The organism is Vreelandella neptunia, from assembly GCF_022489065.1.
In the GTDB taxonomy this organism is placed as follows: domain Bacteria; phylum Pseudomonadota; class Gammaproteobacteria; order Pseudomonadales; family Halomonadaceae; genus Vreelandella; species Vreelandella neptunia_A.
Genome location: NZ_JAKVTW010000001.1, coordinates 315551 through 340993, shown reverse-complemented (window position 1 = coordinate 340993; position 25443 = coordinate 315551). Strand labels below are relative to the sequence as shown.

Sequence of the window (25443 nt, the reverse complement as noted above, 5' to 3'; positions counted from 1 at the left end):
TTTAGCTTGATATTACTTAATGACCTATACGCTCTTTAAAAATATTTACAGCATAATTATATAATTCATTATCCTGTGAGGTAAGTTCTTCAATCAACTCGTCAACCTGACTTGACTCAGGCTCACGCTCAACTACCTTTAGGCGAGGATTATCATTCTGTACGTCTTCCAATCGATTCTCTATTACAATTTTCTCTTTATCGACTGAACCCAGATTTAGTGATTTAAAAATATGTTCTACAGATTGATCAAAAAATTCCATGATTCCAAAAGCTGTTAAATTTTTTAATCTAACTTTTGCTAGATTTACTTTTTCTTCATTTGATATTTTAGATTTTATAAGGACTTCTTCACAGGACTCTTGATGTTCCCAACGACCACGCTTTATCGTCCCAGCCAGGGCATTTACCATCGTATTATTGATTGAGCTATGTTGTCGCACTTCTTCTAAAGAAAAAAATTCTTCCACATTATATTCATTCGCAAGTTCTGCAAGCCTGAAGTGTTCTTTTTCTACCACTTCTTTCTTATGAGCACGCATAAAATAATACAAAGAAAGTAAACGCTTTTTAGGTGAACGTAATATAGTAAATATTTTGTTGTGTTCACCTGGTATACATCGACAGGCTTCATAATCAAAATGACCAGAAAATAAGCGATAACTTGCTAACTCTACAAGCGTATAATTCCAAAGATTGTTCCAACGTTCAGGACAAATTTCGTCACTATTAAAGCAATCACCGAGTATTTTGTGCATAGAAGTACCCGCTGTTTTTGGCAAATGCATAAAAATTACTCGTGGCGTATCAACATTGAAAGGTATTTTTTTATTTCTTTTTTTTGTTAACAACCCTGAAATAAACTCATTTGTTAAATTCAATGCAAACTCATCTGATATAAGAAGCCTATCTCTTAGCAAATCGGTTGTAGGTAATGATTGATAAGCCTGGATTGTTTTTTCACTTTCGGGCTCTCGGCCCAATATATAACGAAAAGCTGCTTTCACTTCTAATCGGCCAAGTATGAAAGATAATTCATTATCCGTTAATAATTTAGACGTGCTCTCACTATGTTCTACTACTTTTTCTGGATAGTTAATAAGATGTGCTATGTCTGCCAAGCTTGCATGCACTCCAGCAGACAACACTTTAACAATAAACTGTTCATTCGCTCCCCAGGTTTTTGCTAGGTGCAAATATTGCTTTGCTTCATTTTCTTCACCAACCTGCATATTTCCAATCGCTGCGAGCAATGCTAATTTAATCCGCTCTGGATGCTCCTCAATACCTTTTTTTGCGAGATCCATCCAACTTTCTAAATTATCAAATTGCCATTCCACCGTGCTATTCCTTCTCTTCAATGAGAATTTTTTTCATTAAATATAGTTGTTCTTCAGTCTGATACATTTTTTTTTCGACCTGTTCCTTGATCAAATCAAGTTCTTTTACTAGTACATTGACTTTTTGTTTTTCTTCGTCGCGCTGCTTGATACAGTCAGCAAGCTGTTTATCACGCTCCGTAAGTTTTTCCTGATTTTGTTCAAGGGTTTTCTTAAACTTCTTAACTTGTGCTTTATAGTGCTGTAGTTCTTGTAACAATGGATGACGCTTTAGCACATATGTATTACGGGGAAGTGATAATCCCGTCGGTGTTGTAGCCCGAATGTGAAGACCTGGAGGTACATTAACAGGCTGGACACTTCGATGAGCAGGTAATACCAATACTAGCTCTAAAAGCCCAACCACTCCCTTTTCTTCCATAGCTTGCAACAGATTGTCGTTCTGTTCGCCTACGTCCAATAGCAGGATAGAACTAACACTCGGCCCTCTTAGTAGACATTGCTTGATGATCTCGTCTATAGGAGTAGTTAGTTGTTGCTGATTTTCTAAGCTTTTTAGACCAGGATAGAGCCGGAAAATGGATTCATCTACGGGAGTTAAGCTGTTAGCCCATCCAAGGCTATAGCGGTAAAAGGTTCCAGTACGCTTTTCAGTATCCACAAGGGCATAGAGGATATTAACGTCTTCGATAGTTTGGTTTTCTTCTTGTAGTATAGCGACAGCTTGGCTGTCGGCATCAATTAGCCATATCTGTTTTGCGAGTGCACGATATTCTTCAATCTTAGGCGTAGCTCCGCATCCTATATGAATCAAGATATCATAGATTTTTGAGTTATTATTTATAGACATTTCATATCTCTATATGAAGTTATTTACACGATGAGGCCTTATGTCTCTATTAGTATGGAAAAAAATGGCAATTCTCATGCGGCTCTCACTACTTATTTTACTTACTAGTTTTTTCTTTACTTATGCGTTGCATGTTCGCTACTAATGCTTCCCAGTCACTCCAGTTACGGTGTATGTAATTTTTTTTGTTTTTAAGATCTGAGATAATTTCTGGCAGCTGTTCTAGAAGCGATTTTATTAGCTGCTGGTCATTAGAGCTGATCTGCTTCCATACGCCAGTATCCATAGCATTAGGTAAAGCAAAACGTAGCTCTAACTTTCGCCCATGTTCGCTTTCGCTTTCTGCAAACCAATTTGTAAACAGTTGATCATTTTGTTCGGGTAATTCCAACTTTGGTTGCTTGCCAAACTCACCAGGCTTGACGCCCGCACATGAAATTCTGAAATCCCATTTTTCAGCCTGACTTTTGCCAAAAATTGGTGATTGTAATGAAATCCAAAGGTGCTCGTAATCAGAATTAACTTGCTCGTGACGAAGCTGTACGCCTTCGAATTTAAGTACGGGCGTAATTTTTTTACGTTTCCGTGAAAATAATCCCTGAGGAGCCGATGTCTGCTCACGAGCGAGCATGTATTGTTGCTTGAGCTCCCGGTTTTCTTTTTTGAGCAGTTCTGCTTCTTCTTTTTTTTGCTGATGTTGCAGGAAATAATGTTCTAGTTCTTCTTGCACTTGATGAAGCTGGAAGAGAAGTAGTTCATTTTCTTTCTTTTTTTCATTTTTTTTAGCTTTGATATGGTTCTGGTTGGATTGCTGCAGCTCATTTAATAATTTAGCGTTTTCCTTTTTTAGATCCTGAAGCGCTTGGCGCTCATTATCCGTTAGCTCTTCCTCACAGAGCCGTTTGTAATCTCTTAAAAGCGTAGGTAACGATACTGGAGTTGCCTTTAAACTCTTACCTATACCTTCATTACCTTCTAGATCCGTTAAAGGCTGTTGTGCAGCTAGCAGCTCATCTTTTAAAGGATAAACTGACTTACTATGCTCACGTATAACCCGGTTTGAAATATAGCTCGCTAAAGAAGTTGGGGCTGAGTGGGCAGCATTGCCAGAGAAGTTTGATAGTTTGCTATTATCTAGCTGAAAGTGCCATTGTTCTTCGAGTTTTTGTGTGAGTGCCTTTGGATTGGCAGCAGCTTGGACAGCATTGACGAGCAAGCAACGGTCGGCATTCTCTAGATAAAAGTCCAACAATTGCTCATGCAAGGTTTGCCACTCTTGTAAGTAGGCTTGTTCATCCTTGCCTTCCTCATCGGCGTCATTTAATAAACGCTGTGCCAGGTAGTCTTGTGGATCGGATGTAAGTAGGAGAAAGTAGATATTTGGCTCAAGCTGCGCCCAAAAGTCGAGTGCCTCTAGGACTTTAGTATCTGCCCAACCCCATTGGGGGTCGTCCAGGTTGGCCAATATTAAGTCACCTGCTAATTGCTCCCATAGACGCCCTGGTGTTTTTTTCTGCTTCAGCGCGCTTAACGTATTGTGATGCCATTCTGCCATGCCTATGGTGGCTGCACGCTCCACAGGTTTGGCCTGCTTAATGCCAGCTCCAAATAGCAAAGCGCTTATATAGTCAAATTCGATGCTCTGGGCACCTGAAATACATAATGTCTTCATCGGAGTTTCACTATCTATTAAGGGGGTTCAATTTGAGAACAATGAGGTGTTCAGCCTTTAGGAGAACGCCCGTAGCCATCCTCAAAGCGAACAATATCATCTTCCCCCAGATAACTTCCGGACTGCACCTCAATCAATTGGAGGGGTACCTTGCCAGGATTTTCCAGCCGGTGGGTTTCTCCCATGGGAATATACGTGGATTCATTTTCCCGTAGTAAAAACTCTTTTTCACCGCAGGTGACCAAAGCCGTACCACTTGCCACTATCCAGTGCTCCGCACGATGGTAATGCATTTGCAGTGAAAGCCGCTCACCGGGATTAACTGTTATGCGCTTGACCTGATGGCGCTCCCCGAGATCTATACCGCGATAACAGCCCCAGGGGCGATGTACTGTGGTGTGAAGGTTGTGTTCGCCGCGCCCTTGCTCCTTCAGCTTTTCGACGAGTTTTTTCACATCTTGAGCATTGTTTTTATCTGCGACCATTACGGCATCGTCAGTCGCAATCACAATAATGTTATCCATACCTGCAACAGCCACCATGGCATGGTCTGCATGTATATAGCTGTTGTGTGTATCGTGGAGTAGCACATCACCGCGAGCTACATTGCCCAGTTCGTCTTTTTCTTCTATTTCCCATAGTGCTGACCATGCGCCTAAGTCACTCCAACCCATATCCACTGGAACAACCGCTGCTTGATCGGTTCGTTCCATTACGGCGTAGTCGATTGAATCTGCAGGAGAGGCTGCAAAGGCTTCAGTATCTAAACGACAAAAACTAAGATCTTGCTGACTATGTTCGAGAGCCTTGGAAGCCGCTTCGTACATGGCAGGTTGATATTTTTCAAGTACTTCTAGATAAGTATGCGCTCTAAATAAGAAAATACCGCTGTTCCAAACGTATTCCCCTGACTCTAGATATTGCTGTGCTGTACTTTGGTCAGGCTTTTCTACAAAACGCGACACATTGTACACACCTAAATTAGAGTCTTTTCTCTCGTCACCACGTTGGATATAACCATAGCCAGTTTCTGGTGAGCTAGGTGTAATACCAAAAGTAACTAAGGCACCTTGTTGTGCTGCTGTCGCTGCCTTAGCAACAGCCCCATGAAAAGCTTCCTCATTTAGAATAACGTGATCAGATGGCATGACTAGCATTAATGCTTCAGGATCATGTTTACTTAACCTTAACGCAGCAACTGCAACCGCAGGTGCTGTGTTACGACCTACTGGCTCCAGAATAATATCACTTGCCTCAATTCCTGCTGTCCGTAACTGCTCAGCAACAATAAATCGGTGCTCTTCATTACAAACTATCAGTGGTGCTGCAAACCCTTCCCCTTGAGCGCGCTTAGCAGTTGCTTGAAGCATCGTCGTTTGAGTATCACCATGCAGCGCTAAAAACTGTTTTGGATATCCCGCACGGGACATTGGCCATAAACGGCTACCGGAACCACCAGAAAGTATGACGGGGTGAATCATGAGTAAATCCTCATTTCCTTTTCAGGTTTAAGTTGCTGCATTAATTTAAAAAGCGGGCTATCTCTTGTAGTCGCTCACGATAGACCTCTCCACAATAGCGGGGGCCAAAACGGGCAACTGGATAGTCATGCTCAGGATTTCGGACCTTAGTTGCACATGCCTGCATAAGCTTGGCTGCATGCTGGATATTAGGCTCAGCCCACTGCTGCCCTTCACCGTAAAAATATTCTCCTGCCTTCAATGACACTAATTGGTAGTCAACAGTATGTGTGGCGTTATTTGCACAAAACTCCATATTGCCTGAGTATCCTGTTGCAATCAGGTCAAGCCCCAATAGCTGTGCTTCCGCCAAGCCGCGTCCAAACCCTTCAGCACGGTGCAACGATACAAAACAGTCACAGCTTTTATAGAGCGACAATACGTCAGGTTTACGGAGCTCTCCGCTAACCAAATACAATCGAGGATCCTGGTTAAGAAGCTTCTCCAATGGCTTCCAAGTCGGATGTTTTTTATTTAAATGACTAACTTTTATCACTAAACCTACGCGCTTTTCTGGCTGGGATGCAAACGCATAAAGAAATGCTTCCACAATAGCGATGGGGTTCTTACGCGTTAAAGTAGAGTTCATATCAAAAGAAAAAACAAAAAGGTAATCTTCTGTTGGCAACTTCCATTTTTGGCGATCAGCTATTACTTCTGAAGTATTAATTTCCACGGGCAATGGCATAGGCTTAACAGGCACTGGTGCAGCACTATAAGCGTTTGCTGTATAGTGGCTAATACCCCATAACTCATCGACTAGATGCCAAGCATGATGCCATGCAGCAGGCCAAGCTGGCAGCTCCCAAGGCCACAAACCAATGTTGTAGTGTCCATTCAACCAGCCCAAACCCTTTTCCATTGACATCCGGCTCATTTCGATACCAGTCATACAGAAAATATTAATAGCGTAGTCAAAGCTTTCTGCCATCCAATGTTCGGCACTGGTGTCTTTTTGGCTCACATTGGCGCCAGGTTCAACGTTAATTACATTAAAAGGTACATCTGCACTTTCAAGCGATGCGGCTAACATGCGAACGTCTTCCCCAATGCCAAGCTCACCTCGTGCGTATCCAATGAGGTTAACACCGAATGGTTTTTCTAATTTTGTACAAGGCTTCCTCGTAGTCTTAGGTAATAAAGCCATCACCTGGATGACCTCTGAGTGATTAGGCTTCCTGCTAGGCAATCGTTTACGCAACTCGCTCATTAGCCAGCTTACCTCGTTAACTTCAACTGGCAAAAAAGCAGCTATATATTGGCTTACATGCGAGCTGTTAACAGGCAGAATATTTGTTGGCCGTGTATCACTTGTTTTGTCGCTTACCCCCCCCCATGCTTGCTGAATGTCTTCCACATTCTGATGGATACGATATTCACCTTCAGGAGCGTTTACGTCCTTCGGTAGTATCAGCGTTTTTGTGAATGCATCCACACTAATAAAGTTATTCTCAAGTGCAGCTTGCTGCCAAGGAGGGCAACGCTTGAGACCAAGCAGCTCTCTCCCATCACGAAAGTACCAACGAGCGACACGATGACGCATTTTTGTGCTTGCTAATAACTGACCATTCCAATATTTACTGCGTGCAATCCCAGATAGATACATGGCTACCGTGTAGCTACGACCCCATGGGCAATCTTTATTAAGCGGCATTTCCAATGGTTGCATAAGCTCTAAATTCCACGCTTCTATCTCTCTTAATAATGCATATTGACGTCGCCCTATATAGGTACACCAAGCGAGAAATTCTAAGTAAGTAGAAGGCTTGAATTGATGTAAAGGGAAGCGTTTTTGTAAAGCGGGCCTTAATAACCATACCACTAGCATTCCAGCGTATAAGCGCGTCGGCAACGTAAAAGGTAGCTCCACGGGTTGACAATACGGATGCTCTTGATCATCAATACTTATATGAAAATTTTCAGCTGTCACAGTTTTACTCAATTAAAATTCCAAATAAATATAAACCAGGATATTTCGTATTACCTTATTTCTTTGTATCTATATCAGCATGATAAGCTGATATAGCATCATTTATATTGTCGAACCAGAAGGCTTCGCCTTTACGTAAATACAACCCTGCTTGGCAAAGATCTTTTAAAATACCTTCTGAGTGCGACACCATAATTAGTGATGCTTCACCTACTTTCGATTCAAATAGGGCTTTTGCTTTGGCTTTAAACGCTCTATCCCCAACGGCAGTGGCTTCGTCAGAGATATAGATATCGAAGTCGAAGGAAAGTGATAGACCGAATGACACACGGGAGCGCATCCCTGAGGAGTAGGTGCGCACAGGTTCATCGAAGGCTTCGCCAATCTCTGCGAAGTCTTCGACAAATTTAATAACACGCTTAACCTCTTCAGGTGTACTGCCCTGCACACGCGCCACAAATTTAGCATTTTGCCGCCCGGTCATATTGCCTTGCATACCGCCAGCTAAACCCACTGGCCAAGAAACGCGACTGTGACGTATTACTTCACCCTTTTCAGGCTTGTCCATACCGGCGATCAGGCGCAGCAGCGTGGATTTACCCGCACCGTTGGCACCAATCAACCCTACGCTTACCCCGGAGGGGATCGTCATGTTGATGTCTTTGAGTACCCAATCGCTGCCGTGGTGGTTGTGGTAGCGCTTGTATAGATTACGAATTTCGATCATTGGGGTTTAGAGGCCATTGATGGTTCAAACTGGCACCTTTGGAAGCCGCTGCGCGTCTTCTTTCGCGGGTGCCTCGCTTCGCTCGTTACCACGTGCTACGGGGAGGTGATTACGTTCACACTCTTGCCCTTACGTGCGTATATCGTTTCTAGCTCATGTTTGAGAACTGCGCGGGCGGTTTGTTCACCGTGCACCAGACGAATAGTGTTGGGCCAGCGGCGCATACGCTTTACAAAGTTGAGTAGGTCTTTTTGATCGGCGTGGGCGGAGTAGCCGCTGATGGTGCTAACGCCTGCTTTGATATCGAAACGTTCACCATCAATATTTACCCAGCCGCCCTGGGGGCCGTACTGCTGAATATCTCGCCCTGGCGTGCCTGCGCCTTGGTAGCCTACGAATAACACTTGATGGCGTTCATCTCCCAACATGGCCTTCAGGTAGTTCATGATGCGCCCCCCTGCACACATGCCGCTGGCGGCTATCACAACTGCTGGGCGACCTGTTTTGGCCAGGTACTCCACGGTTTGTTCATGCTCTGCGTGGCTGTCCACCGTGTAGAGGTTGGCAAAGTTGAGCGGGTGACGGCCGCTACGCAGGCGACTCTGGGCTTCTTTATCCCAGTAGGGTTTTAGCTCGCGGTACACCTTGGTAAAGCGTGCGGCCAGCGGGGAATCTATAATTATTTCCAGCGACTGCCATTGTAGCGAGCGCGCTTGGTGAATAATGGTTTCCAGTTCGTAGAGCAGTTCTTGCGTTCGGCCAATGCTGAAGGCAGGCACCATCACCGTGCCGCCGTTAGCGAGTGCTTGCTCTATAGCGACTTTTAGAGTGGCGCGGCGCTGGCGACGATCCGGGTGGTTGCGGTTGCCATAGGTGCTTTCGAGCACCAGTTGGTCGCAACCGTAGGGTGATTTGGGCGCGGGTAGTAATGGGGCATAGGGCGCGCCTAGATCGCCGGAGAATACCACGCGCTCTTTTTGGCCGGTGGCGGCATCTTGGTAGCTTACTTCTACATAGCTGGAACCTAGAATGTGCCCTGCCCGTTTGAGTTTTACGCGGGTGGTGCCTATCGCTTCTTCTGCCGCTTTACCAGCCTTAGCGCCGGTGTGATCGCTTACGTCGCTTTCGATGTTTACGTTATCTATGTTCTGCCATTTGCCGTAAGGCACGCTAACAATCTGCTTTTCTAACTGCGCTTGGAAGCGTTCAATTAGTTGGGCGTTGCGGGTAAAGCCGATTTTTAGCGCGTCTTCAATTACCAGGGGCAGCAGTTTGGCCGTGGGGATCGAGCAGATGATGGGGCCTTTAAATCCGGCAGCCAGCAGGTAAGGCAGCCTGCCCACGTGGTCGATGTGTACGTGGGTGATGATTAGGGCCTTGACGGTGCTGATATCGAATTCGATTTGTAGCTGCTCGAAGGTGTCTTCCGTGGCGTCTTCGCCTTGGAAGAGGCCACAATCTACCAGTAGGGATTCGTTTTTATTCAGAATCAGTTGGTGGCAGCTGCCGGTAACGCCTGTGGCGCCGCCGTGGTGAATGATGTCGAGCATTGCAAAACCGTTAGGTGTGAGGTGTGAATCGTGAGGTATGAGGTGTTTGGCGCACCCGCAGTTGTAGCGTGGAGCGGTGCCGGGGTTTGGTTATGTGCCGTTGGGCGTCTCGTTCCGACGCCTTTCGCGGGTGCCTACGAACGCTCGTTGAACTCGCATTCTTCGTTACCGCGCGCTACGGGTTTTGCTTCCACTGTGTTCTGTGCGTGCGTGATTTAGTAGCGCGTGGTAAGCCTAAGGCGTACCCGCGGGAGCAGCGCGGAGCGGTGCCGGGGGTTGGCTATGTGCCATTGGGCGTCGTTACGACGCCTTTCGCGGGTGCCTCAAAAGCTCGCTGAGCTCGCTTTCGCGTAACCACGCGCTACGAAAGGCGTGCAAACCTAACTTTAGACCGATCCCATTTTTTCAGAACTGATTTAACAAACCAGTCAGAATCAATTTGGTTAAACATGCTTTCATAGATATCTAGATAACCATCAGGCGTGGCTTCAGCAAAGTGCAAATGCATTTCGCTTGAATTATCAAAAAAATACGCTCTTCTACACTTTCCAATCATTTCATGCAAAAGCGACAGGCTGGCATTATAACGACTTATAATTTTATCCGTAGGAACATCATGCCCACCGCTAGAAACCCTCTGCGCAACACGAGCCTGATTGATCTCAGGGCTAGAGGTACATATATAGTAGAGATAGGGCTCAAACCCTAAATTAAGTGCTTTCTCAACGAAATTTAGGTGACTTTCATGACTCATGACAGACTCATAAGTTAGAGATAGCCCCGATTCTAGCCAATCATTCCTCAAACCTATGGCAATAGCCTGGGCTGATATCGCAGCAAAATATGTTTCAAAGTCCTTAGAAACATGATCAAGCAACGTCTCTTCAATAGACAATGCTGCTGCGGCTCTTTCCAAGACGCTACTAAGCTCAATATGCTTAGCAATATCATCAGGATTTAAATACTGGCCTAGCGGTATATTTTTGCTGATCAAAAATTGAGTCAGGGTAGTTTTACCTGACCCATTGGGCCCAGCGATGAGCCTTAGCCTTTGCACAAATACTCCCTAAGGTTGAAAGGTTGGTGCTCTTTTAATTTTTTGAGCTTTTTGACCCGATGATCTGGTGACTCCTCGACTAAGTAACCATCACGTTCATAAACAACAGAAACGCCAGCTTCAAAATTTTTGCGAATAGCCGTACGAGAAGATTCGCTCGCAAACTCCATCAATGAACGGCTATCTTGCATGGGATCTTTTCTCTTACCTTTACGTACAATCGCTAGCTTTTCGGGCATCGTTTTTACATTCATTTCTTTTCCCCTCTCAGCAAGGCTTATACAGCATATAGTCATTATAGATCGAGTAAGTTGAAATTGTGGGTAGTTGCGCCACCATTAGGCCCGAGCCATCGTCATGGGTGCCTCGAAATACTCGCTGAGCTCGCTTTCTCGTTACGCGCTACACAATGTGAATTGTAAGTGGTAAATAGTAAATCGTTCGTCCCCCTCATCATTCACGATTCACTCCTCACCCCAACCTTAATCGCGGTGATCTTTGACGATCATGATCAGCATGCTGAGGATGAAGGCTAGGAAGATGGTGATGATGGCGAATACGCTGCTGTTGTAGAGCCGGTCAGGTTTTGTGGGGTACTCCGGCATTAGCGGGCTTTGCAGTACGCTTACCTGTTTTAGCTGACGGGCAGCTTCTAAGCGGGTGTTTTCTAATGCGGCGAGTGCGCTGGAGTAGGTTTCCTGGGCGAACTGTGCCTGTAGCTCTAGCGTTTCATATTCAGCGGAAACGCTGTTGAGCGAATCACCCGATGCCTGGGCTATGCGATCCCGTTGCTCGATGATTTGGTCGCGGAGCGCGGTAATATTACGCTCGACTTGGCGTAACTCGGGTGATTGCGCACTTTGGAAGCTGGAAAGTGCGTTACGCTGGGCTTGGAACCTAGCTAAATCCGCCTCAAGCGTTGCCACTACTTGGTTAATGTTAGCTACTGTATCCGTTGGAGATACCAATCCGTACTCATTTTGATACTCCAGCAACGCTTGGCGGGTTTCAGTAAAGCGTTCATCCAGACGAACCATTTGCTGTTCCAGAAAGCGTACCTGCTCGTCGGCTAGGCGGTGGCCCATTTCATTCATATGGTTCTCACCTGCTTCAAGCAGTAATGCAGTCATGTCATGCGCAAATTCTGGTGTATAGCCTTGTACTTCAATATTTAGCACACCCGCATATTCATCAAGCTCAACCACAACTCGTCGCAGATAGTATTGGTGAAGATCTTCTATAGGGGCATCTCGGTCTCGAAGCTTGGCAAAAACATCGCCGTGCTCGGTGTAGTGCTTGCGAATGTCCAGCGTTTCGTCCAACTGGCGCAACATATCAACAGATAACAGATGCTCACGCAGTAGCAGTAAATCGTGGGTGTTGCCGCCGCCACCGCTTCCCATCAGTGAAGACAAGCTGAATTCCGGCGTTGCAACCTGCGGGCTTTCGAGCACCACCGTTGCACGTGATACATAACGGTCTTGGGCCCATATAGACCAATAAAAAGAAACAATGATGATGGCTACTATAGCCACAGCCCAGTGTGGCGAACTTTTTACAAAACGACTTAACGAACGTTGCATGGATTATTTTGCCTTCAAACGATCAGAAAAACGCAGGTGCATTAAAAGCCCAAGCGCTGTAAGTGAGAGCGTTACCATCCAAAAATAGGTCATGCTCGTACCATGTATAATTTTATAGTCCTCAAAGAAACCAACTCTAAGTGTCTCTAACGCATGGGGTATTGGGTTGAGCATTAGGTACTCAAGTATTCCATGTGGTAGATGATTTAACGGAAAAATAACGCCCGAAAGTATTAACAGAGGCAATGAAAGCATGCGAATTATCTTTCCCACTTCTGGTACGAGCGCACTGGCAACGGAAGTAAACAGCCCCAGTCCAAGTCCCAATATCCACAATGATAGCCATGCGGCCATCGCTATAATGGCGTTATCGGGGTACATGTCCAGACCCAGCAGCAAACCACCACCAATAAAAAGCAGGAATACAAAGGTACGAAGCATACCTTCTAAAAAAACGCGCACAAAAACAGGGTCAATCGGTTGCACTTGTCGATAGGCAAAGAGTGAACTGTTGCCCTCAATCGCTCCCATGCCCCTTAACATGCCATCTCGTGCCAAAAAAAAGCCGAGCATCCCAGTAATCATCCAAGGGATAAACGGCGCATTGGAGATCAGTTGGTCGCCGCTCACAAAGCTTCGAATAGCTACCATTATTGCCACTAAAGCAGCTGGTTCAGCGATCATCCAGAACCAACCCATACGGTCGGCCATGGTGCGTGAAATAGCTTCGCGCATAAACATGGCATGCCACACGCTGCGGGTAACCTGCCACGGCGTGCGAGAACGCCTTGGCCCGCTGTTTATGTTATCCATACCGTTACTTTTTTGAATAAGTGAGGTGTAAGGGGTGAGGTGTAAATTGTGAGGTGTAAATTGTGAGGTGTGAGAGGGACTTTCTTTTCCCCTCACTCCTTACTCTTCAATCCAACCCCCTAACTCCTCACCCTTCTCCTATTACAGATCAAGCGCGACGCGAGTAGCCACAGCTACTTGGAAAAGAATTTGCGTCAGCGTAGAAGCTAGCTGCAGGTTATGTGTGGGCGCAGCGGGCATGACTAGGATTTCGTCGCCGGGGCGCAAATTCACGTTGCGGGCGTTTTCAACCGCACCGTTCTGGCGAACAATAAGAATATGGTCGTCGTCCGCACGTTCGGTAAAGCCACCTGCGCCTTCGATGTAATCGATCACGCTCATGCCGGGGCGGTACACCGCTGCTTGGGGCACCAGCACTTCACCGCTGATCAGCATGGAATCACTGACCTCAGGAATGGTGACCACATCGCCATCCTGCAGGCGAATATCGGAAATGCGGCCATCGTAGGCGACGACCAAGCGGCCACTGGGCTCTAGTTCGCTGGCACGGGCGATGAAGTTTTGAATCAGCTCGGCTTCTTGAATCCGAATCTGGGCTTCTTCGTTGGTGTTGGAAGGCGCCCCCAGGTAGGTGGTTTCAAGGCGGCGTAGGCTGTCTTCGAGAGATTGCGCTTGCTGCTCTTTAACGCTTTCACGCAGGATTGAAATGCTTTCCACGGCGGTCATACTTTCCGGTACGGCAATGGCGTCAAGCAGTTCGCTCAGGCGGGCATCCCTGGGTAGCGCGTAGCGCGAGGGTCCATAGTAGCTGCCTTCGATCTCCACCACGATGGTTTCACTGCGCTGGTCGGAGCTGAATAGCACTTCGTCGCCGCTGCGAATAATTTGGCCTGCAAACATATCAATGGGGAAGTATTGCGCAATGGGGCCATCTTCACGGTCGCCGCGCAACAGTACGTGAGAAACGCCGCTTTTCAGCCGTGCCAGATTCACTAACTCGGCTCCGCTTAGCTGGTTGCCGACTAGCTCGTAGCGGTGCTCACGGTGTACATCGCCGCCGACGGCAATGGCCGGGCCACGCTCTTCGATCACGATGGTGTCGCCATCCTGAAACTGCGGGCGGGCAATGCTGCCATTGAGCAGGAAGTCATAAAGATCGACCGTGGCGACGGTGGTGTCGTTACGAACCACGCGCACTTGGCGATAGCTACCCAGGTCTTGGTCAATGCCGCCGGCCTGGTCTAGGAAGTAGAGCAGTGAGTCGTTGGGCGTACCTGCATAGCGGCCGGGGTTTTCAACGTAGCCTGTAACGTACACTGCGACCGGCTGAACGCCTTGCAAGTTGGTGTAAACCTCGACGTTATCCGGGTAGACGGAGGTAATCGCGCTACGCACGCTGTTATCTACCTGCTGGCTGCTCTGCCCTTCTACATTCAGCGGGCCGGAACCGGGAATAAAGATGTTGCCTTGGGCATCCACCGGTAGCACGCGGTCAAACTCGAACGCGCCCCAGGCACGTACGGTGACCTGGTCGCCGGGCTTGATGCGGTAATCCGGGTTTAGACCATCGCCCATGGCGCCCCGAAAGCCGCCGGTAAACAGGTTAGCGCCAAAGGGTGGTAACGCATCGGGGGGTTGCAGGGATTGCGAGACAGGGCCATAGGTGCCGCTGCGCCAATCTGCTCGCGGGGTATCGTTTACCTGCTCCTGCTGCTGAGCTGCGCCCTGCTGGCTGCTTTGATCCGGCAGAATGCTGTCGGAAAGGCTGAGTGACTGCGCCCAAGTCGTGGTTGCCGTGAAGCTACTCACTAATGCGAGCGAGGCAATGGCCAGTGTTTGCTTGAGCGAGGCGGGGGTAATTTTGGCGATGACGTTCATTAATTGCGCCCTTGTGATGTTTGCTGCGCCACAACGCGTTGATTAACCCAGCCGTTTGGTGTTTTGCACACCAGCGCGGCGCCTGCGGCGTTGGTGCCTGTTTCAACGACTCGCAGCTTGCGGCATTCGCGCCCGCTGGCGGCCAGGTAAGCGGCATCGGCAACCACTTCAACGTTGTCCCCCCAGGGGCTGCGGGTCACGTTCATGATCCCACCGGCGGGCGCTTTTGATAGGAAGTCGTTGAGGCGTTCGTCTTGCAGTAACGTGGCGGGGTCGTTATTGAGCACGTATTGGGCTTCTTGCTGGCCAGAGCCGGGGGGGTAAGAGGCGCAACCGCTGACCATGACTAAACTGAGCGCCGCCAGCAGCATGCGAGCTGGCGACACGATTGAACGTTGGGATACTGGCATAGTTAATTCCAAATAAAAGGCACGCTACCGCCCAGGGATTGTAACGGGCGTGTTCCCTTGCCCTACTCTTCTGTGCGGGTGAATGTGGTGGTGCGTTAAAAACGTCAGTATTTCGCACCAGTCGGCCATTGTAGGGGAATACGGTTGTGGGCTCTACATCGACAACTCTTGTACAACTATCTCAGTTAACTTACGAAAATATGAAAGCTCTCAAAAACAAAAAAACCGACCATTTTTCAATGATCGGCTTGCTATGTTAGCTCCATTCCCTAACAACAATTCAGCATGGCATTGGCTAGCAATTCTAGAAGCAGCGGACAGTTTTAAAAATGATACCGCACCCCGGTCAGCCAATATGTCCTGTCAGCAGCACTCTCTTGGCGTAAGCTGGGAGCATCACCATCGGCTAGCTCCAAGAACACATCGAATGCGCTAGAGATTTTGTAGTAGGCTCCCGCTGCCCAGGCGTTACTCTCTTCGCTCTCATCCCGCTCTACGTTGTAGTAGTCTGCGGTAAAGGCCCACTGCCCAGTGGTATAGGTACCGCCTAGGCCAAGTGTCTCGAATCCTCCACCGTAAGTATCGCTATTGTCCTGCGTTTCAGCACCTAAGCGCATGGTGAATTGATCGCTCAGTGAGTAGGCCCCCATCAGCCCATAGAGCATTTCGCCGTTGCCGCCGCCACGCACTACATTTTCCACGGCGCCAAAGCCAATCTTGAACGGCCCTTGTTGATAGCGGATACCGCCCTGGGCTGCGACGACTTCGCCCTCTCCACTCTGCTCGGCAAGGGCGAACCCACGCTCACTGTAGTGTTTGAACTGCAGGAAGGAGGTAAAGCCATTTAACTCCGGTGTGTAGTAACCAATGGAATCGCCTCGCGACTGTAGCCCGGTTGAGTTGAAGAGCAGGCCTTTATCGAGATAGACATCAAAGGGTGCCGATACAAATTGGTAGTAGAGGCTATCGAAGCTGCCTGCCTGAACCGTGCCGTACTGCTTACTGGTTAGCCCGATATAGCTCTGACGGATCTCATTAAAGCCTTTCTGCGTGTTGCGCTCATCACCGCTAAAGCGCCACTCTAGACGCCCAAAAGCGTTTAGATCATTGTTGACGGCATGGCTCATGCGAAACCCTAGCCGTGAGTAAACATCGACAAACTCTGCACCGTTATCCACCATATTGCCTGAGCTATCGATGTCCGGCCCACCGCCAGCGATCCCCATGGCAATACGTCCATAAATATCGAATTTCGTACCTTCTTGGTCATATAGTGTTGTTGCTTGCGCTACTGGAGCCGACAGTACGGCGATAACTGCGCCTGCTAACAGCGTTTTTTTCATCTTTTATCCCTTACTTTTTTTACCCACACACGCATGTGATGCAGTTGATTTATACATCTATTGCAATGTTATAAAATAACAATTAATAAAGGAAGATAATACTCTTATAAATACGCCTAAGCAGCTAATTTATAGATTGATTGCTTAGGATAAATCATCAATAGAATATTCAGGCAATAAAAAACCGGCCTCCTAAGAGGCCGGTTCTATTGGTTCTGCTAGGCAGTTTACCCTTTAAGCGTGGTATTTAAACCAAGCTTAGAAGTGGTAACGTGCGCCAGTCAGCCAGTATACGTCGTCGGTCAGGTCACCAAGGGTAACGTCACGATCAACTGTCGGCGCGTCGCCGTCAGCCACTTCCAGGAACACGTCAAAGTTGCTGGAAACGTTGTAGTAAGTACCAGCAGCCCATGCGTTGCTGTCGTCCTGAGAGTCACGGTCTACGTTGTAGTAGTCAGCAGTGAACGCCCAAGGACCAGTGGTGAAAGTACCACCTAGACCAACTTTGTCGAAGCCATTGTCTTGAGTGGCGTTCGGAGAAAAGCTGTCGTTGTTGTCACGAGTTTCATAGCCCAGACGTGCAGAGAACTGGTCAGTGAAGTCGTAAGAACCGATCAAACCGTAAAGCATTTCGCCGTTACCGCCGCCACGACGGACGTCTTCAACAAAACCTAGACCAACAGTGATCGGGCCTTGTGCGTAACGAACACCACCTTGCGGTGCAACTACAGTACCTTCTTCACTGGTGTAGTCAGCGTCCGTAATCAATTCGCCATCAGCATCAAACTGAGGATTTTCGAAAGCGCCGCGCTCGCTGTAGTGTTTCAACTGCAAGAATGCAGTCCAGCCTTGCAGGTCAGGCGTGTAGTAACCGATAGAGTCACCACGTGACTGAGTCGGATGGCCAGCGAATTCTAGACCACGATCGATGTAAACATCGAACGGCAGTGAAACGAACTGGTTATAGAATGCGTCGAAGTTACCAGCTTGGAAAGTACCGAACTGGTCGCTCTGCAGACCGAGGTAGCTCTGACGGATTTCGTTGAAACCTTGGTCAGTGTTGCGCTCGTCACCGCTGAAACGCCACTCGAGACGACCGAAAGCAGTCAGGTCACGTGAAACTTCATGGCTCATGCGCAGACCAAGACGTGAAAAAACGTCTACGAACTCAGCGCCGTCATCGATTTCTTGACCAGCACTGTTGAACTCAGGGCCGCCGCCGGCGATACCCATGGCGATACGGCCATAGATGTCGAGCTTGGTGCCGTCTTGGTCATAGACAGTTGCAGCTTGTGCTGCAGCTGAGGCACCCAGGGCGCCAACGATAGCAGTCGCTAAAAGTGTTTTTTTCATGATGTAAGTTCCTTAACTCGTATACTGTTTCGATCGTTGCTGCTCGACTTTAATAAGTCGGCAGGTGGCTTCTGCGGGCCATGCTCTTTTCCCATCCGCCGGTTTTCCCCGGTGGTATGCGGCATGTCCTCAACTAAGCCTTGTTATAGTCCAATGCTCGCAGAACAAACTCTATACTGGGATTCCTATGAACGCAATAGAAAAAAACAGTGTTTTTTTACTATTTGTTCTTTTTTATGGAACCCCCGCTCTCAGGCCCGGTCTCAGCGCCCTTTGAATTTCTGCTGCAAGCCTAGCAATTTGTCTTCCATGCTAAGCGACTTACGCGGCTCACTTTTTTCAATCTCAGCCTGCTCTGCCGCCGCTTGGTGGGGCTTTGGCGCTATTGGCTTCGGTTTCGACTGAGCTTTTTTGGGCTGAGAAATCTCTTTTTTATCCCCATGCTCTTTCTTATCACCGCGTTTTTCTGAAGCATGCTGTGCGGCTTCTTTATCGACCTTACCAGCAGGCTGACCGTCTAAATCTACTCTTTCTGCTCCCGCTCGCACAGCTTTTATATAGCGCGGAAGGTTCACGTAGTTGGCCAAAGCGCGACGAATGAGCTTACTGGGCCACTCTTCGCGCTCTGCCAGGTCTTGATGAATGCCGACTTTGAGCGGTTTAGTATGGCCTTTAAAGAACGCTTGTGGGTAGCGTTCATACCATTGGTTAAGCAGCGCATGGGGCGAAGGTGCTCGGGCAGGGGCAGCCGTGTGGCCTGCTTCCGCTATTTCACTAGGTGCATTTTGTTCACGATGCTCTGATTCTTTAGCTTGTTGAGCGGGCGCTTCAGGCTCAGGTTTCTCGATTGTTTCTTGGTCGTGTGTTTCTTGAACGTGCACTGCTTGATCGCGCGCTTCTATTTCTTCAGGTGCTGCTTGTTCAAGCACTTCGCCCTCGGGCGCTTCATGCTCAGGGGCAACTGGTTCAGGAGCAATTTCGCTGTGAGTCTCTGCTATGGTCGCCCTTTCCTGGCTTGGCACGCTTGACTCTTGGGCAGCTTGCTCTTGAGTACCTTGTTCTTGAGTACCTTGCAGGGCCAATTGCTGCTTTAGCCGCTGATTCTCTTCTCGCAGGGTTTGCAGCTCAGCTTGTGTGCGTTCAAGACGCGCTTCTAAATCATCCAACAAGTTCGTTAAGCTGGCGGCCATAGCCTTCTCCTTTGACCTTTTCAGTCGGCGATACGCTCGTAGACCACGAAATCGTAATTTGGCTGCCCTTCTGCTGGCTGCCCCGCTACGCGCTGTACTTCTTGCCATTCGCTGGGCTCAAAGTCTGGAAACGTTGCGTCGCCTTCTACGTCAATGTCCACTTCCGTTATGTAGAGCCGCTGAGCAAAGGGTAGCGCCTGACGGTAGATTTCACCGCCTCCCATTACCATGATCTCTTCTGCCGCTTCTATAGTGGCGTGCTGGTCGGCTAGCGCGAGCGCTGCTGGCAGGTCGTGACACACACGTACGCCTTCGTGAGAAAACTCGGCGTTGCGGGTAACCACTACATTAAGCCGATTCGGTAGCGGCTTGCCAATGGAAGCGTACGTTTTACGTCCCATGACCAGCGGTTTTGCCTGGGTAATACGCTTAAAGAACTTCAAATCTTCAGGCAAGTACCAGGGCAACTTACCGTCTACACCGATTACTCGGTTTTTTGCCATGGCGACAATCATTGCCACTGGCACTAGGGAGTCGAAGCTATCGTTGTGCTGGCTCATACCGCCACCTCGGCTTTGATGTGCGGGTGTGGCTCGTAAGCCTCAATCTCAATATCTTCAAAACGGAATGCGAACAGGTCGTTAATTTCGGGGTTAAGCACAAGCTTTGGCGCTGCCTTTGGCGTGCGCGCGAGCTGTTCTTTGGCCTGTTCCAGGTGATTACTGTACAAGTGCGCATCGCCTAGGGTGTGGATAAACTCGCCCGGCTGCAGACCGGTAACCTGTGCCACCATGGTCAGTAGCAAGGCGTAGCTGGCGATGTTAAACGGTACGCCGAGGAAAATGTCGGCGCTGCGCTGATAGAGCTGGCACGACAGCTTTCCATCGGCCACATAAAACTGGAACAGGCAGTGGCACGGCGGTAGCTGCATTTCATCGACTTGGGCGGGGTTCCAGGCGGAAACAATTAAACGGCGCGACTGTGGCGAGGTGCGAATTTGCTCAAGCACCTTGGCAATTTGGTCAACGCTGCCGCCTTTTGGGTCAGGCCAACTACGCCATTGGTAGCCGTAAACAGGACCTAGATCGCCGTTCTCATCCGCCCATTCATCCCATATCCGCACGCCGTTCTCTTTTAGGTAAGCGATGTTGGTATCGCCCTTCAAGAACCAAAGCAGTTCGTGAATGATAGAGCGCAGGTGCAGTTTCTTGGTGGTGATGAGCGGAAAACCACGCGATAAATCGAAACGCATTTGATGCCCAAACACGGAGCGCGTACCTACGCCTGTACGGTCGAGGCGGTCAACGCCATGCTCCAAAACGGTTTGCATCAAGTCTAAATAGGGTTGCTCAAGCGCGGGCATTGTAGCAGTCACAGAATTTCCAAATTAACAGGCGGTGTAGCGGTTTATTCTAGGCCCCCATAGCAGCTTGGTCTAGCGGTGCTGGCTGGTTAACGTTGCTCGACCAACCCCGGCACCGCTTCGCGCTGCATTCGCGGGTGCGCCGTAGGCTTACCACGCGCTACGAAAACCTGCAAAATCAGATAATTGCGCATAACGTAGCGCGTGGTAACGGAGAATGCGAGTTCAGCGAGCGCTCGTAGGCACCCGCGAATGGCGGCGGAACGACGCCCAGTGGCACCGCACCAACCCCGGCACCGCTTCGCGATGCTTCCGCGGGTGCGCCTTAGGCTTACCACGCGCTACGAAAACGTGCAAAATCAAGCAATTGCATATACTGTAGCGCGTGGTAACGGAGAACGCGAGTTCAGCGAGCGCTCGTAGGCACCCGCGAATGGCGGCGGAACGACGCCCAGTGGCAACGTACCAACCCCGGCACCGCTTCGCGATGCTTCCGCGGGTGCGCTGTAGGCTTACCACGCGCTACGAAAACCTGCAAAATCAAGCAATTGCATATACCGTAGCGCGTGGTAACGGAGAACGCGAGTTCAGCGAGCGCTCGTAGGCACCCGCGAATGGCGGCGGAACGACGCCTAGCGGCACCGTACTAACCCCGGCACCGCTTCGCGATGCTTCCGCGGGTGCGCTTCGCTTACCACGCGCTACGAAAACCTGCAAAATCAAGCAATTGCATATGCCGTAGCGCGTGGTAACGAAGAACGCGAGTTCAGCGAGTGCTCGTAGGCACCCGCGAATGGTGGCGGAACGACGCCTAGCGGCACCGTACTAACCCCGGCACCGCTTCGCGCTGCTTCCGCGGGTGCGCTTCGCTTACCACGCGCTACGAAAACCGTGTCTGCATCGGGAACCGGGATGATCGTTGTCGGTGAAATGCCCAACCAACCCCGACATCGCTTCGCGATACTTTAATTTGCGGTTTTCACATCCACTGGCTGAGAGCGTGACCAGGCGATGATGAATAGGCCCAGGGCGATCATGGGGAGGGTAAGCAGCATACCCATGGTGACCCAGTCGAACGCGATAAAGCCAATGTGGGCGTCGGGCATGCGGACAAATTCGACCATGAAGCGGAAAACGCCGTAACAGACTAAAAACAGCCCGGAGAGAAATCCACGCGCTGTGGGCTTGGAGGAGACCCACCACAAAATGGCAAACAGCACTAGGCCTTCGAGTAAGGCTTCATAGAGCGCTGATGGATGGCGCGGTTCGGGTCCCATACCGGGAAATGGCATCCCCCAAGGCAGTGAGGTAACGCGCCCCGGTAACTCGTGGTTAATGAAGTTACCAATGCGCCCTGCGCCTAAACCAATGGGTACTAACGGGGCGATAAAATCGGTGAGGGTAAAAAAAGCCAGTTGTTTGCGCCGGGCAAAGATCCAGGCGGCTAGCAGTACGCCGAGTAAGCCACCATGGAAGCTCATCCCGCCATCCCATACCCGGAAGATCCACAGCGGGTCGGCTGACCACTGGCCCAGACCGTAGAACAGCGCGTACCCTAAGCGCCCACCGGCCACCACACCGATCGCACAGTAGAAGAGCAGATCACCAATATCGTCATTATTGAGGCCGATACGCGAAGCCCGACGACAACCGAGCCACCACGCTGCAACAAAACCCACTACGTACATCAAACCATACCAATGAACTTGCAGTGGCCCTAGGGAGATAGCCACTGGGTCAATCGTCGGGTAATTAATCATTTACACTCTCTAATCTGACCAAAGGGAAGTTTTCGTATACGAATCACTTTAGACGCCCACTCCATTAGCAAAACCACCACACTAGGAGAGCAGAAAGCGGACTCCTACCACGGTTAGTAGTAGCGCAAAGGAGAGCCGCAGCACATGAGCAGGCAAAACGTGGGCAAGTTTAACGCCTAAGCGGGCAAATGGAACGCTGGTGACAACGATACTGAAAAACGCTGGCCACATGACAAAGCCTGTCGCCCAGGGTGGCAGCAGTGGATTGCCCCAGCCTACGATGATAAACACCAGCGCGCCTACCAGTGCGATGGGCAGTCCCACCGCCGCTGCCGTACCTACCGCTTGGGTCATGCTGGCGCCGCAGCGTGACAGTAACGGCACCGTCATGGCGCCGCCGCCAATGCCAAACAGCGCTGAAATTGCGCCAATCGCGCCACCGGCCAATGCCATTACCCACTTACCGGGCGCCGCACTGCCAGGTTTGGGCGTTAAACCGAACACCATCTTTGTGGCAATGAGTAGAACGAAGATGCCGAACATAGTTCCCAGCGAGGTGCCGGAGAGATTATCGGCCACGAACACGCCTGCGACGGCACCGACTAACAACCCTGGCAGCAGCGCTTTAAGCCACGCACGATGGATACTGCCTCGTCTGAAATGGCCTAGGGTCGAAGAGGAACCGGTGACAACAATGGTGGCGAGGGAGGTGCCAATGGCGAGGTGCATGATAATGTCGGGGGCGATACCTTGAAGCCCAAAGGCAAACACCAGCACGGGAACGATGATAAGCCCGCCCCCTACGCCAAATACCCCTGCCATGGTGCCTGCGACTGCTCCTAGCGTTAAGTAAATCGATAACGCCGTTACGATGGTCATTCAGGCGGCGCCGATTTAATCGTTCCAGGAAACCAGTGGGAAATGATACCGATCAGCGTTTCTGGTTGGTACGGTTTTGAGAGCAGGTCATCCATCCCGGCCGTTAAACAGGCATCGCGTCCGGCATTATCAGCATTGGCGGTCAGTGCTACCAGTACGCTTTGGTTAGCGCCATGGGAGCGCTCATACTCGCGCCAGCGTCGGGTGGTCTCTAGCCCATCCAGGGTGGGCATAAAGATATCCATAAACACCAGATCGAAGAAGGCCCCCTGCTGGCGCTCAAGCGCCTGTTCACCGCTACTCACGCCTTCTACTTGAAGGCCTTGAGTCTCTAGCATTTGCCGGGCCAACATCAGGTTCACCGGCCCGTCATCGACCACCAGAACGCGCAAATTACGCTGGATACCGGCGCGCTTAGCGTTGTTAGCACTCACTTCAAGGCTATTAGCAGAGGTATCTTCAATGCTATCTTGACTACTTTGCTGAACAAGATTGGCAAGCAAGGAGCGGATATCCGACAGCTGTTCGCGCACATCCATAACATTTTGTCGGCAACTATCGGTCGACTCTTTGTTCACCATGGTGTTTAAGTGCTCAAACAAACTATCTGTTTCACGCTGAAGCAGGGTTAAGTAGCCTGACTTTAGGCGAGACTCTTCTCGCGCTCTTTCACGCCCTGCCATTAAGTGTTTTAACTGGCGCTGATGGTGCTGAAGGTCATCTAATAGGGATTGTTCATGCTCCTGACGATTATTTTTGGTCGCGGCGCTGGCCACTTGGGAGCAGTTCATACAGCGCTCAAGACCGGCGAGCACTTCATTAACGCTGGCTAGCCGCTGTAGCGGAAGATGCGATTCATCGGCGGCGTCTGGCGGGGCGCATTTATGCTTGGGCAGCGAACGCGCCGCAGAGGTGCAGAGGGCTTGGCTATGCCGTTCAAGTTCGGTGAGCTCTTGCATAAAACGGCTATCTTTACGCCGGGCGCGCGCTTTAACCAGCATAAGAAAGGCGCAAACATTCAAACTACTGCCGATCAGCAGTGCCGCCATTAACCACAGCGTGGTGCTCCAGGAGGCGTAATTGGGGGACATCCACCACACCATTGCCCCAACGACCAGGCAGAGCACGACCAATGCTGCTTGTACAAGCAGCAGAGGCCACAGAAGAGGCCAAACAATGGCGTTCCAAAAGTGCTCCCTTTGATAGCGTTGCATGATCTCGCCTTCCTTTTGGCCGTATGGCCGCTGATAACGTGACCGCTTTTAAACCCCTAAGGCAACTACGCATATGCTGCCATCACACCCTTTAAGGTGATGCTTAGTGCTACAAACATGATACTTATATAAGTGTACGTCTACACTTCGTTACTGTCATGCTGCTCTTCCGTTGAACGTTTTTCACCCTTTTCGCCTAAGAGTTTGTTATGTGTTTGATTTCATTTGCTTGGCAACCTGGCTCGCCTACCCCTTTACGGCTGATTGGCAACCGTGATGAGCTCCATGCGCGCCCGACCGCGCCACTGGCTGAGTGGAAAGATAACCCAATGATTGTCGGTGGCCGTGATTTAGAGGCCGGGGGCTCTTGGCTGGCTGCCAAGCGTGGCGGTGTGGTGGCAGCTTTAACCAACGTACGCGACTTGCAATTGGCCACGCCGCCCGGTGCGCCAAGCCGTGGCGAACTGGTCGCCGGTGCCCTGCAGTGTGACGATATTGAGGCGTGGCTAACCGCGCTCAGTCAGGGCGAGGCATTGCGCTACGCGGGTTTCAATTTGTTAGTGGCGACCCCACAGCGGCTTTGGCACTTGCACCGTGGCCGTGATCGTTTGGCCCTAAGCGACGTGCCCCCTGGCGTCCATGGGCTTTCCAACGCTGATTTAAACTCTCCCTGGCCAAAACTGTTACATGTTCGCAGTGCGCTTGAGCAACAGTTGTTACCTGCAGGTTTACTCCCCACATGGCCAGCTGTCGTTCAGCGCGCTATGCAGAATCCGCAGGAAGCAGCAGTGGAAGAGTTACCCGATACCGGCGTAGGGCTGGCATTGGAGCGCCAGCTATCAGCAGCGTTTATTGTTGGCGAGCGCTATGGCACCCGTGCCACTTCGTGGCTGACACTGGATGCCCAAGGGAGTATCGACATTACCGAGCAGCGCTTTGGGCCGCTAGGTCACTTTGAGGGTGAAACCACCCTATCGATCCCCAGCGAGCCCCGCCACTCATCCTTGTAGAC

General features: G+C 49.9%; 22 protein-coding genes. 1 reads left to right on the top strand and 21 read right to left on the bottom strand.

Annotated elements, in window-relative coordinates; all coding sequences use genetic code 11:
• Positions 1-16: 16 nt before the first annotated feature.
• From MLE19_RS01560 to MLE19_RS01460, 21 genes are all read right to left on the bottom strand, one after another.
• Positions 17-1339 carry a sulfotransferase family 2 domain-containing protein gene (locus tag MLE19_RS01560; RefSeq protein WP_240716319.1) on the bottom strand — a complete coding sequence of 441 codons (1323 nt, stop codon included), beginning with the start codon at positions 1337-1339 and terminating at the stop codon, positions 17-19.
• A gap of 4 nt (positions 1340-1343) precedes the next feature.
• Positions 1344-2189, bottom strand: a complete 846-nt coding sequence (locus MLE19_RS01555; protein WP_240716317.1) for a hypothetical protein — start codon at positions 2187-2189, stop codon at positions 1344-1346.
• 97 nt (positions 2190-2286) lie between these two features.
• Positions 2287-3861 carry a hypothetical protein gene (locus MLE19_RS01550; RefSeq protein ID WP_240716316.1) on the bottom strand — a complete coding sequence of 525 codons (1575 nt, stop codon included), beginning with the start codon at positions 3859-3861 and terminating at the stop codon, positions 2287-2289.
• A gap of 50 nt (positions 3862-3911) precedes the next feature.
• Positions 3912-5342, bottom strand: a complete 1431-nt coding sequence (locus MLE19_RS01545; RefSeq protein WP_240716314.1) for a mannose-1-phosphate guanylyltransferase/mannose-6-phosphate isomerase — start codon at positions 5340-5342, stop codon at positions 3912-3914.
• 40 nt (positions 5343-5382) lie between these two features.
• Positions 5383-7323 (bottom strand): glycosyltransferase, encoded by a 1941-nt coding sequence (locus MLE19_RS01540; RefSeq protein WP_240716313.1) that lies wholly within the window; start codon positions 7321-7323, stop codon positions 5383-5385.
• 43 nt (positions 7324-7366) lie between these two features.
• The gene (locus tag MLE19_RS01535) at positions 7367-8038 is read right to left on the bottom strand and encodes an ABC transporter ATP-binding protein (RefSeq protein ID WP_240716311.1); all 672 of its coding nucleotides are present in this window, start codon (positions 8036-8038) and stop codon (positions 7367-7369) included.
• Between the two features lie 95 nt (positions 8039-8133).
• Entirely contained in the window at positions 8134-9588 is a 1455-nt protein-coding gene (locus MLE19_RS01530; protein ID WP_240716310.1) for an MBL fold metallo-hydrolase, read from the bottom strand.
• A gap of 361 nt (positions 9589-9949) precedes the next feature.
• Positions 9950-10645 (bottom strand): zeta toxin family protein, encoded by a 696-nt coding sequence (locus MLE19_RS01525; protein ID WP_240716309.1) that lies wholly within the window; start codon positions 10643-10645, stop codon positions 9950-9952.
• Complete coding sequence (locus tag MLE19_RS01520) at positions 10633-10899, bottom strand: hypothetical protein (protein WP_240716308.1); 267 nt, start codon at positions 10897-10899, stop codon at positions 10633-10635. Before MLE19_RS01520 ends, MLE19_RS01525 begins: the two co-directional genes overlap by 13 nt.
• Before the next feature lie 228 nt (positions 10900-11127).
• Positions 11128-12228 (bottom strand): chain-length determining protein, encoded by a 1101-nt coding sequence (locus tag MLE19_RS01515; RefSeq protein ID WP_240716307.1) that lies wholly within the window; start codon positions 12226-12228, stop codon positions 11128-11130.
• A 3-nt stretch (positions 12229-12231) separates the two neighbouring features.
• Positions 12232-13041, bottom strand: a complete 810-nt coding sequence (locus MLE19_RS01510; RefSeq protein ID WP_240716306.1) for an ABC transporter permease — start codon at positions 13039-13041, stop codon at positions 12232-12234.
• Between the two features lie 141 nt (positions 13042-13182).
• Positions 13183-14919 carry a polysaccharide biosynthesis/export family protein gene (locus tag MLE19_RS01505; RefSeq protein WP_240716305.1) on the bottom strand — a complete coding sequence of 579 codons (1737 nt, stop codon included), beginning with the start codon at positions 14917-14919 and terminating at the stop codon, positions 13183-13185.
• A complete protein-coding gene (locus MLE19_RS01500; protein ID WP_240716304.1) occupies positions 14919-15329 on the bottom strand; it encodes a DVU3141 family protein in 411 nt (136 codons plus the stop codon). The genes MLE19_RS01505 and MLE19_RS01500 overlap by 1 nt, the downstream gene beginning before the upstream one ends.
• 323 nt (positions 15330-15652) lie before the next feature.
• Positions 15653-16672, bottom strand: a complete 1020-nt coding sequence (locus MLE19_RS01495) for a porin (RefSeq protein WP_240716303.1) — start codon at positions 16670-16672, stop codon at positions 15653-15655.
• A 258-nt stretch (positions 16673-16930) separates the two neighbouring features.
• Positions 16931-18025, bottom strand: a complete 1095-nt coding sequence (locus MLE19_RS01490; protein ID WP_240716302.1) for a porin — start codon at positions 18023-18025, stop codon at positions 16931-16933.
• A gap of 263 nt (positions 18026-18288) precedes the next feature.
• Positions 18289-19215, bottom strand: a complete 927-nt coding sequence (locus MLE19_RS01485; protein ID WP_240716301.1) for a ProQ/FINO family protein — start codon at positions 19213-19215, stop codon at positions 18289-18291.
• A 20-nt stretch (positions 19216-19235) separates the two neighbouring features.
• Positions 19236-19775: a dihydrofolate reductase gene (locus MLE19_RS01480; RefSeq protein WP_240716300.1), complete on the bottom strand. Its 540-nt coding sequence runs from the start codon at positions 19773-19775 to the stop codon at positions 19236-19238.
• Positions 19772-20578 carry a thymidylate synthase gene (locus MLE19_RS01475; protein ID WP_240716807.1) on the bottom strand — a complete coding sequence of 269 codons (807 nt, stop codon included), beginning with the start codon at positions 20576-20578 and terminating at the stop codon, positions 19772-19774. Before MLE19_RS01475 ends, MLE19_RS01480 begins: the two co-directional genes overlap by 4 nt.
• Positions 20579-21543: 965 nt before the next feature.
• Entirely contained in the window at positions 21544-22338 is a 795-nt protein-coding gene (gene lgt, locus MLE19_RS01470; protein WP_240716299.1) for a prolipoprotein diacylglyceryl transferase, read from the bottom strand.
• A gap of 81 nt (positions 22339-22419) precedes the next feature.
• Positions 22420-23217 (bottom strand): sulfite exporter TauE/SafE family protein, encoded by a 798-nt coding sequence (locus tag MLE19_RS01465; RefSeq protein WP_240716298.1) that lies wholly within the window; start codon positions 23215-23217, stop codon positions 22420-22422.
• Complete coding sequence (locus MLE19_RS01460) at positions 23214-24431, bottom strand: response regulator (protein WP_240716297.1); 1218 nt, start codon at positions 24429-24431, stop codon at positions 23214-23216. Before MLE19_RS01460 ends, MLE19_RS01465 begins: the two co-directional genes overlap by 4 nt.
• A 209-nt stretch (positions 24432-24640) precedes the next feature.
• Between MLE19_RS01460 and MLE19_RS01455 the strand changes: the two genes are divergently transcribed.
• Positions 24641-25441, top strand: a complete 801-nt coding sequence (locus MLE19_RS01455; RefSeq protein WP_240716296.1) for an NRDE family protein — start codon at positions 24641-24643, stop codon at positions 25439-25441.
• The last annotated feature ends 2 nt before the right edge of the window (positions 25442-25443 follow it).

Excerpts from the sequence above, each read along its gene's own strand:
- lgt (WP_240716299.1), bottom strand. The coding sequence starts at position 22,338 with ATGATTAATTACCCGACGATTGACCCAGTGGCTATCTCCCTAGGGCCA.
- MLE19_RS01490 (WP_240716302.1), bottom strand. The coding sequence starts at position 18,025 with ATGAAAAAAACACTTTTAGCGACTGCTATCGTTGGCGCCCTGGGTGCC.
- MLE19_RS01545 (WP_240716314.1), bottom strand. The coding sequence starts at position 5,342 with ATGATTCACCCCGTCATACTTTCTGGTGGTTCCGGTAGCCGTTTATGG.
- MLE19_RS01515 (WP_240716307.1), bottom strand. The coding sequence starts at position 12,228 with ATGCAACGTTCGTTAAGTCGTTTTGTAAAAAGTTCGCCACACTGGGCT.
- MLE19_RS01505 (WP_240716305.1), bottom strand. The coding sequence starts at position 14,919 with ATGAACGTCATCGCCAAAATTACCCCCGCCTCGCTCAAGCAAACACTG.
- MLE19_RS01460 (WP_240716297.1), bottom strand. The coding sequence starts at position 24,431 with ATGCAACGCTATCAAAGGGAGCACTTTTGGAACGCCATTGTTTGGCCT.
- MLE19_RS01455 (WP_240716296.1), top strand. The coding sequence starts at position 24,641 with ATGTGTTTGATTTCATTTGCTTGGCAACCTGGCTCGCCTACCCCTTTA.
- MLE19_RS01520 (WP_240716308.1), bottom strand. The coding sequence starts at position 10,899 with ATGAATGTAAAAACGATGCCCGAAAAGCTAGCGATTGTACGTAAAGGT.
- MLE19_RS01535 (WP_240716311.1), bottom strand. The coding sequence starts at position 8,038 with ATGATCGAAATTCGTAATCTATACAAGCGCTACCACAACCACCACGGC.
- MLE19_RS01495 (WP_240716303.1), bottom strand. The coding sequence starts at position 16,672 with ATGAAAAAAACGCTGTTAGCAGGCGCAGTTATCGCCGTACTGTCGGCT.
- MLE19_RS01510 (WP_240716306.1), bottom strand. The coding sequence starts at position 13,041 with ATGGATAACATAAACAGCGGGCCAAGGCGTTCTCGCACGCCGTGGCAG.
- MLE19_RS01465 (WP_240716298.1), bottom strand. The coding sequence starts at position 23,217 with ATGACCATCGTAACGGCGTTATCGATTTACTTAACGCTAGGAGCAGTC.
- MLE19_RS01555 (WP_240716317.1), bottom strand. The coding sequence starts at position 2,189 with ATGTCTATAAATAATAACTCAAAAATCTATGATATCTTGATTCATATA.
- MLE19_RS01480 (WP_240716300.1), bottom strand. The coding sequence starts at position 19,775 with ATGAGCCAGCACAACGATAGCTTCGACTCCCTAGTGCCAGTGGCAATG.
- MLE19_RS01550 (WP_240716316.1), bottom strand. The coding sequence starts at position 3,861 with ATGAAGACATTATGTATTTCAGGTGCCCAGAGCATCGAATTTGACTAT.
- MLE19_RS01475 (WP_240716807.1), bottom strand. The coding sequence starts at position 20,578 with ATGCCCGCGCTTGAGCAACCCTATTTAGACTTGATGCAAACCGTTTTG.
- MLE19_RS01485 (WP_240716301.1), bottom strand. The coding sequence starts at position 19,215 with ATGGCCGCCAGCTTAACGAACTTGTTGGATGATTTAGAAGCGCGTCTT.
- MLE19_RS01530 (WP_240716310.1), bottom strand. The coding sequence starts at position 9,588 with ATGCTCGACATCATTCACCACGGCGGCGCCACAGGCGTTACCGGCAGC.
- MLE19_RS01500 (WP_240716304.1), bottom strand. The coding sequence starts at position 15,329 with ATGCCAGTATCCCAACGTTCAATCGTGTCGCCAGCTCGCATGCTGCTG.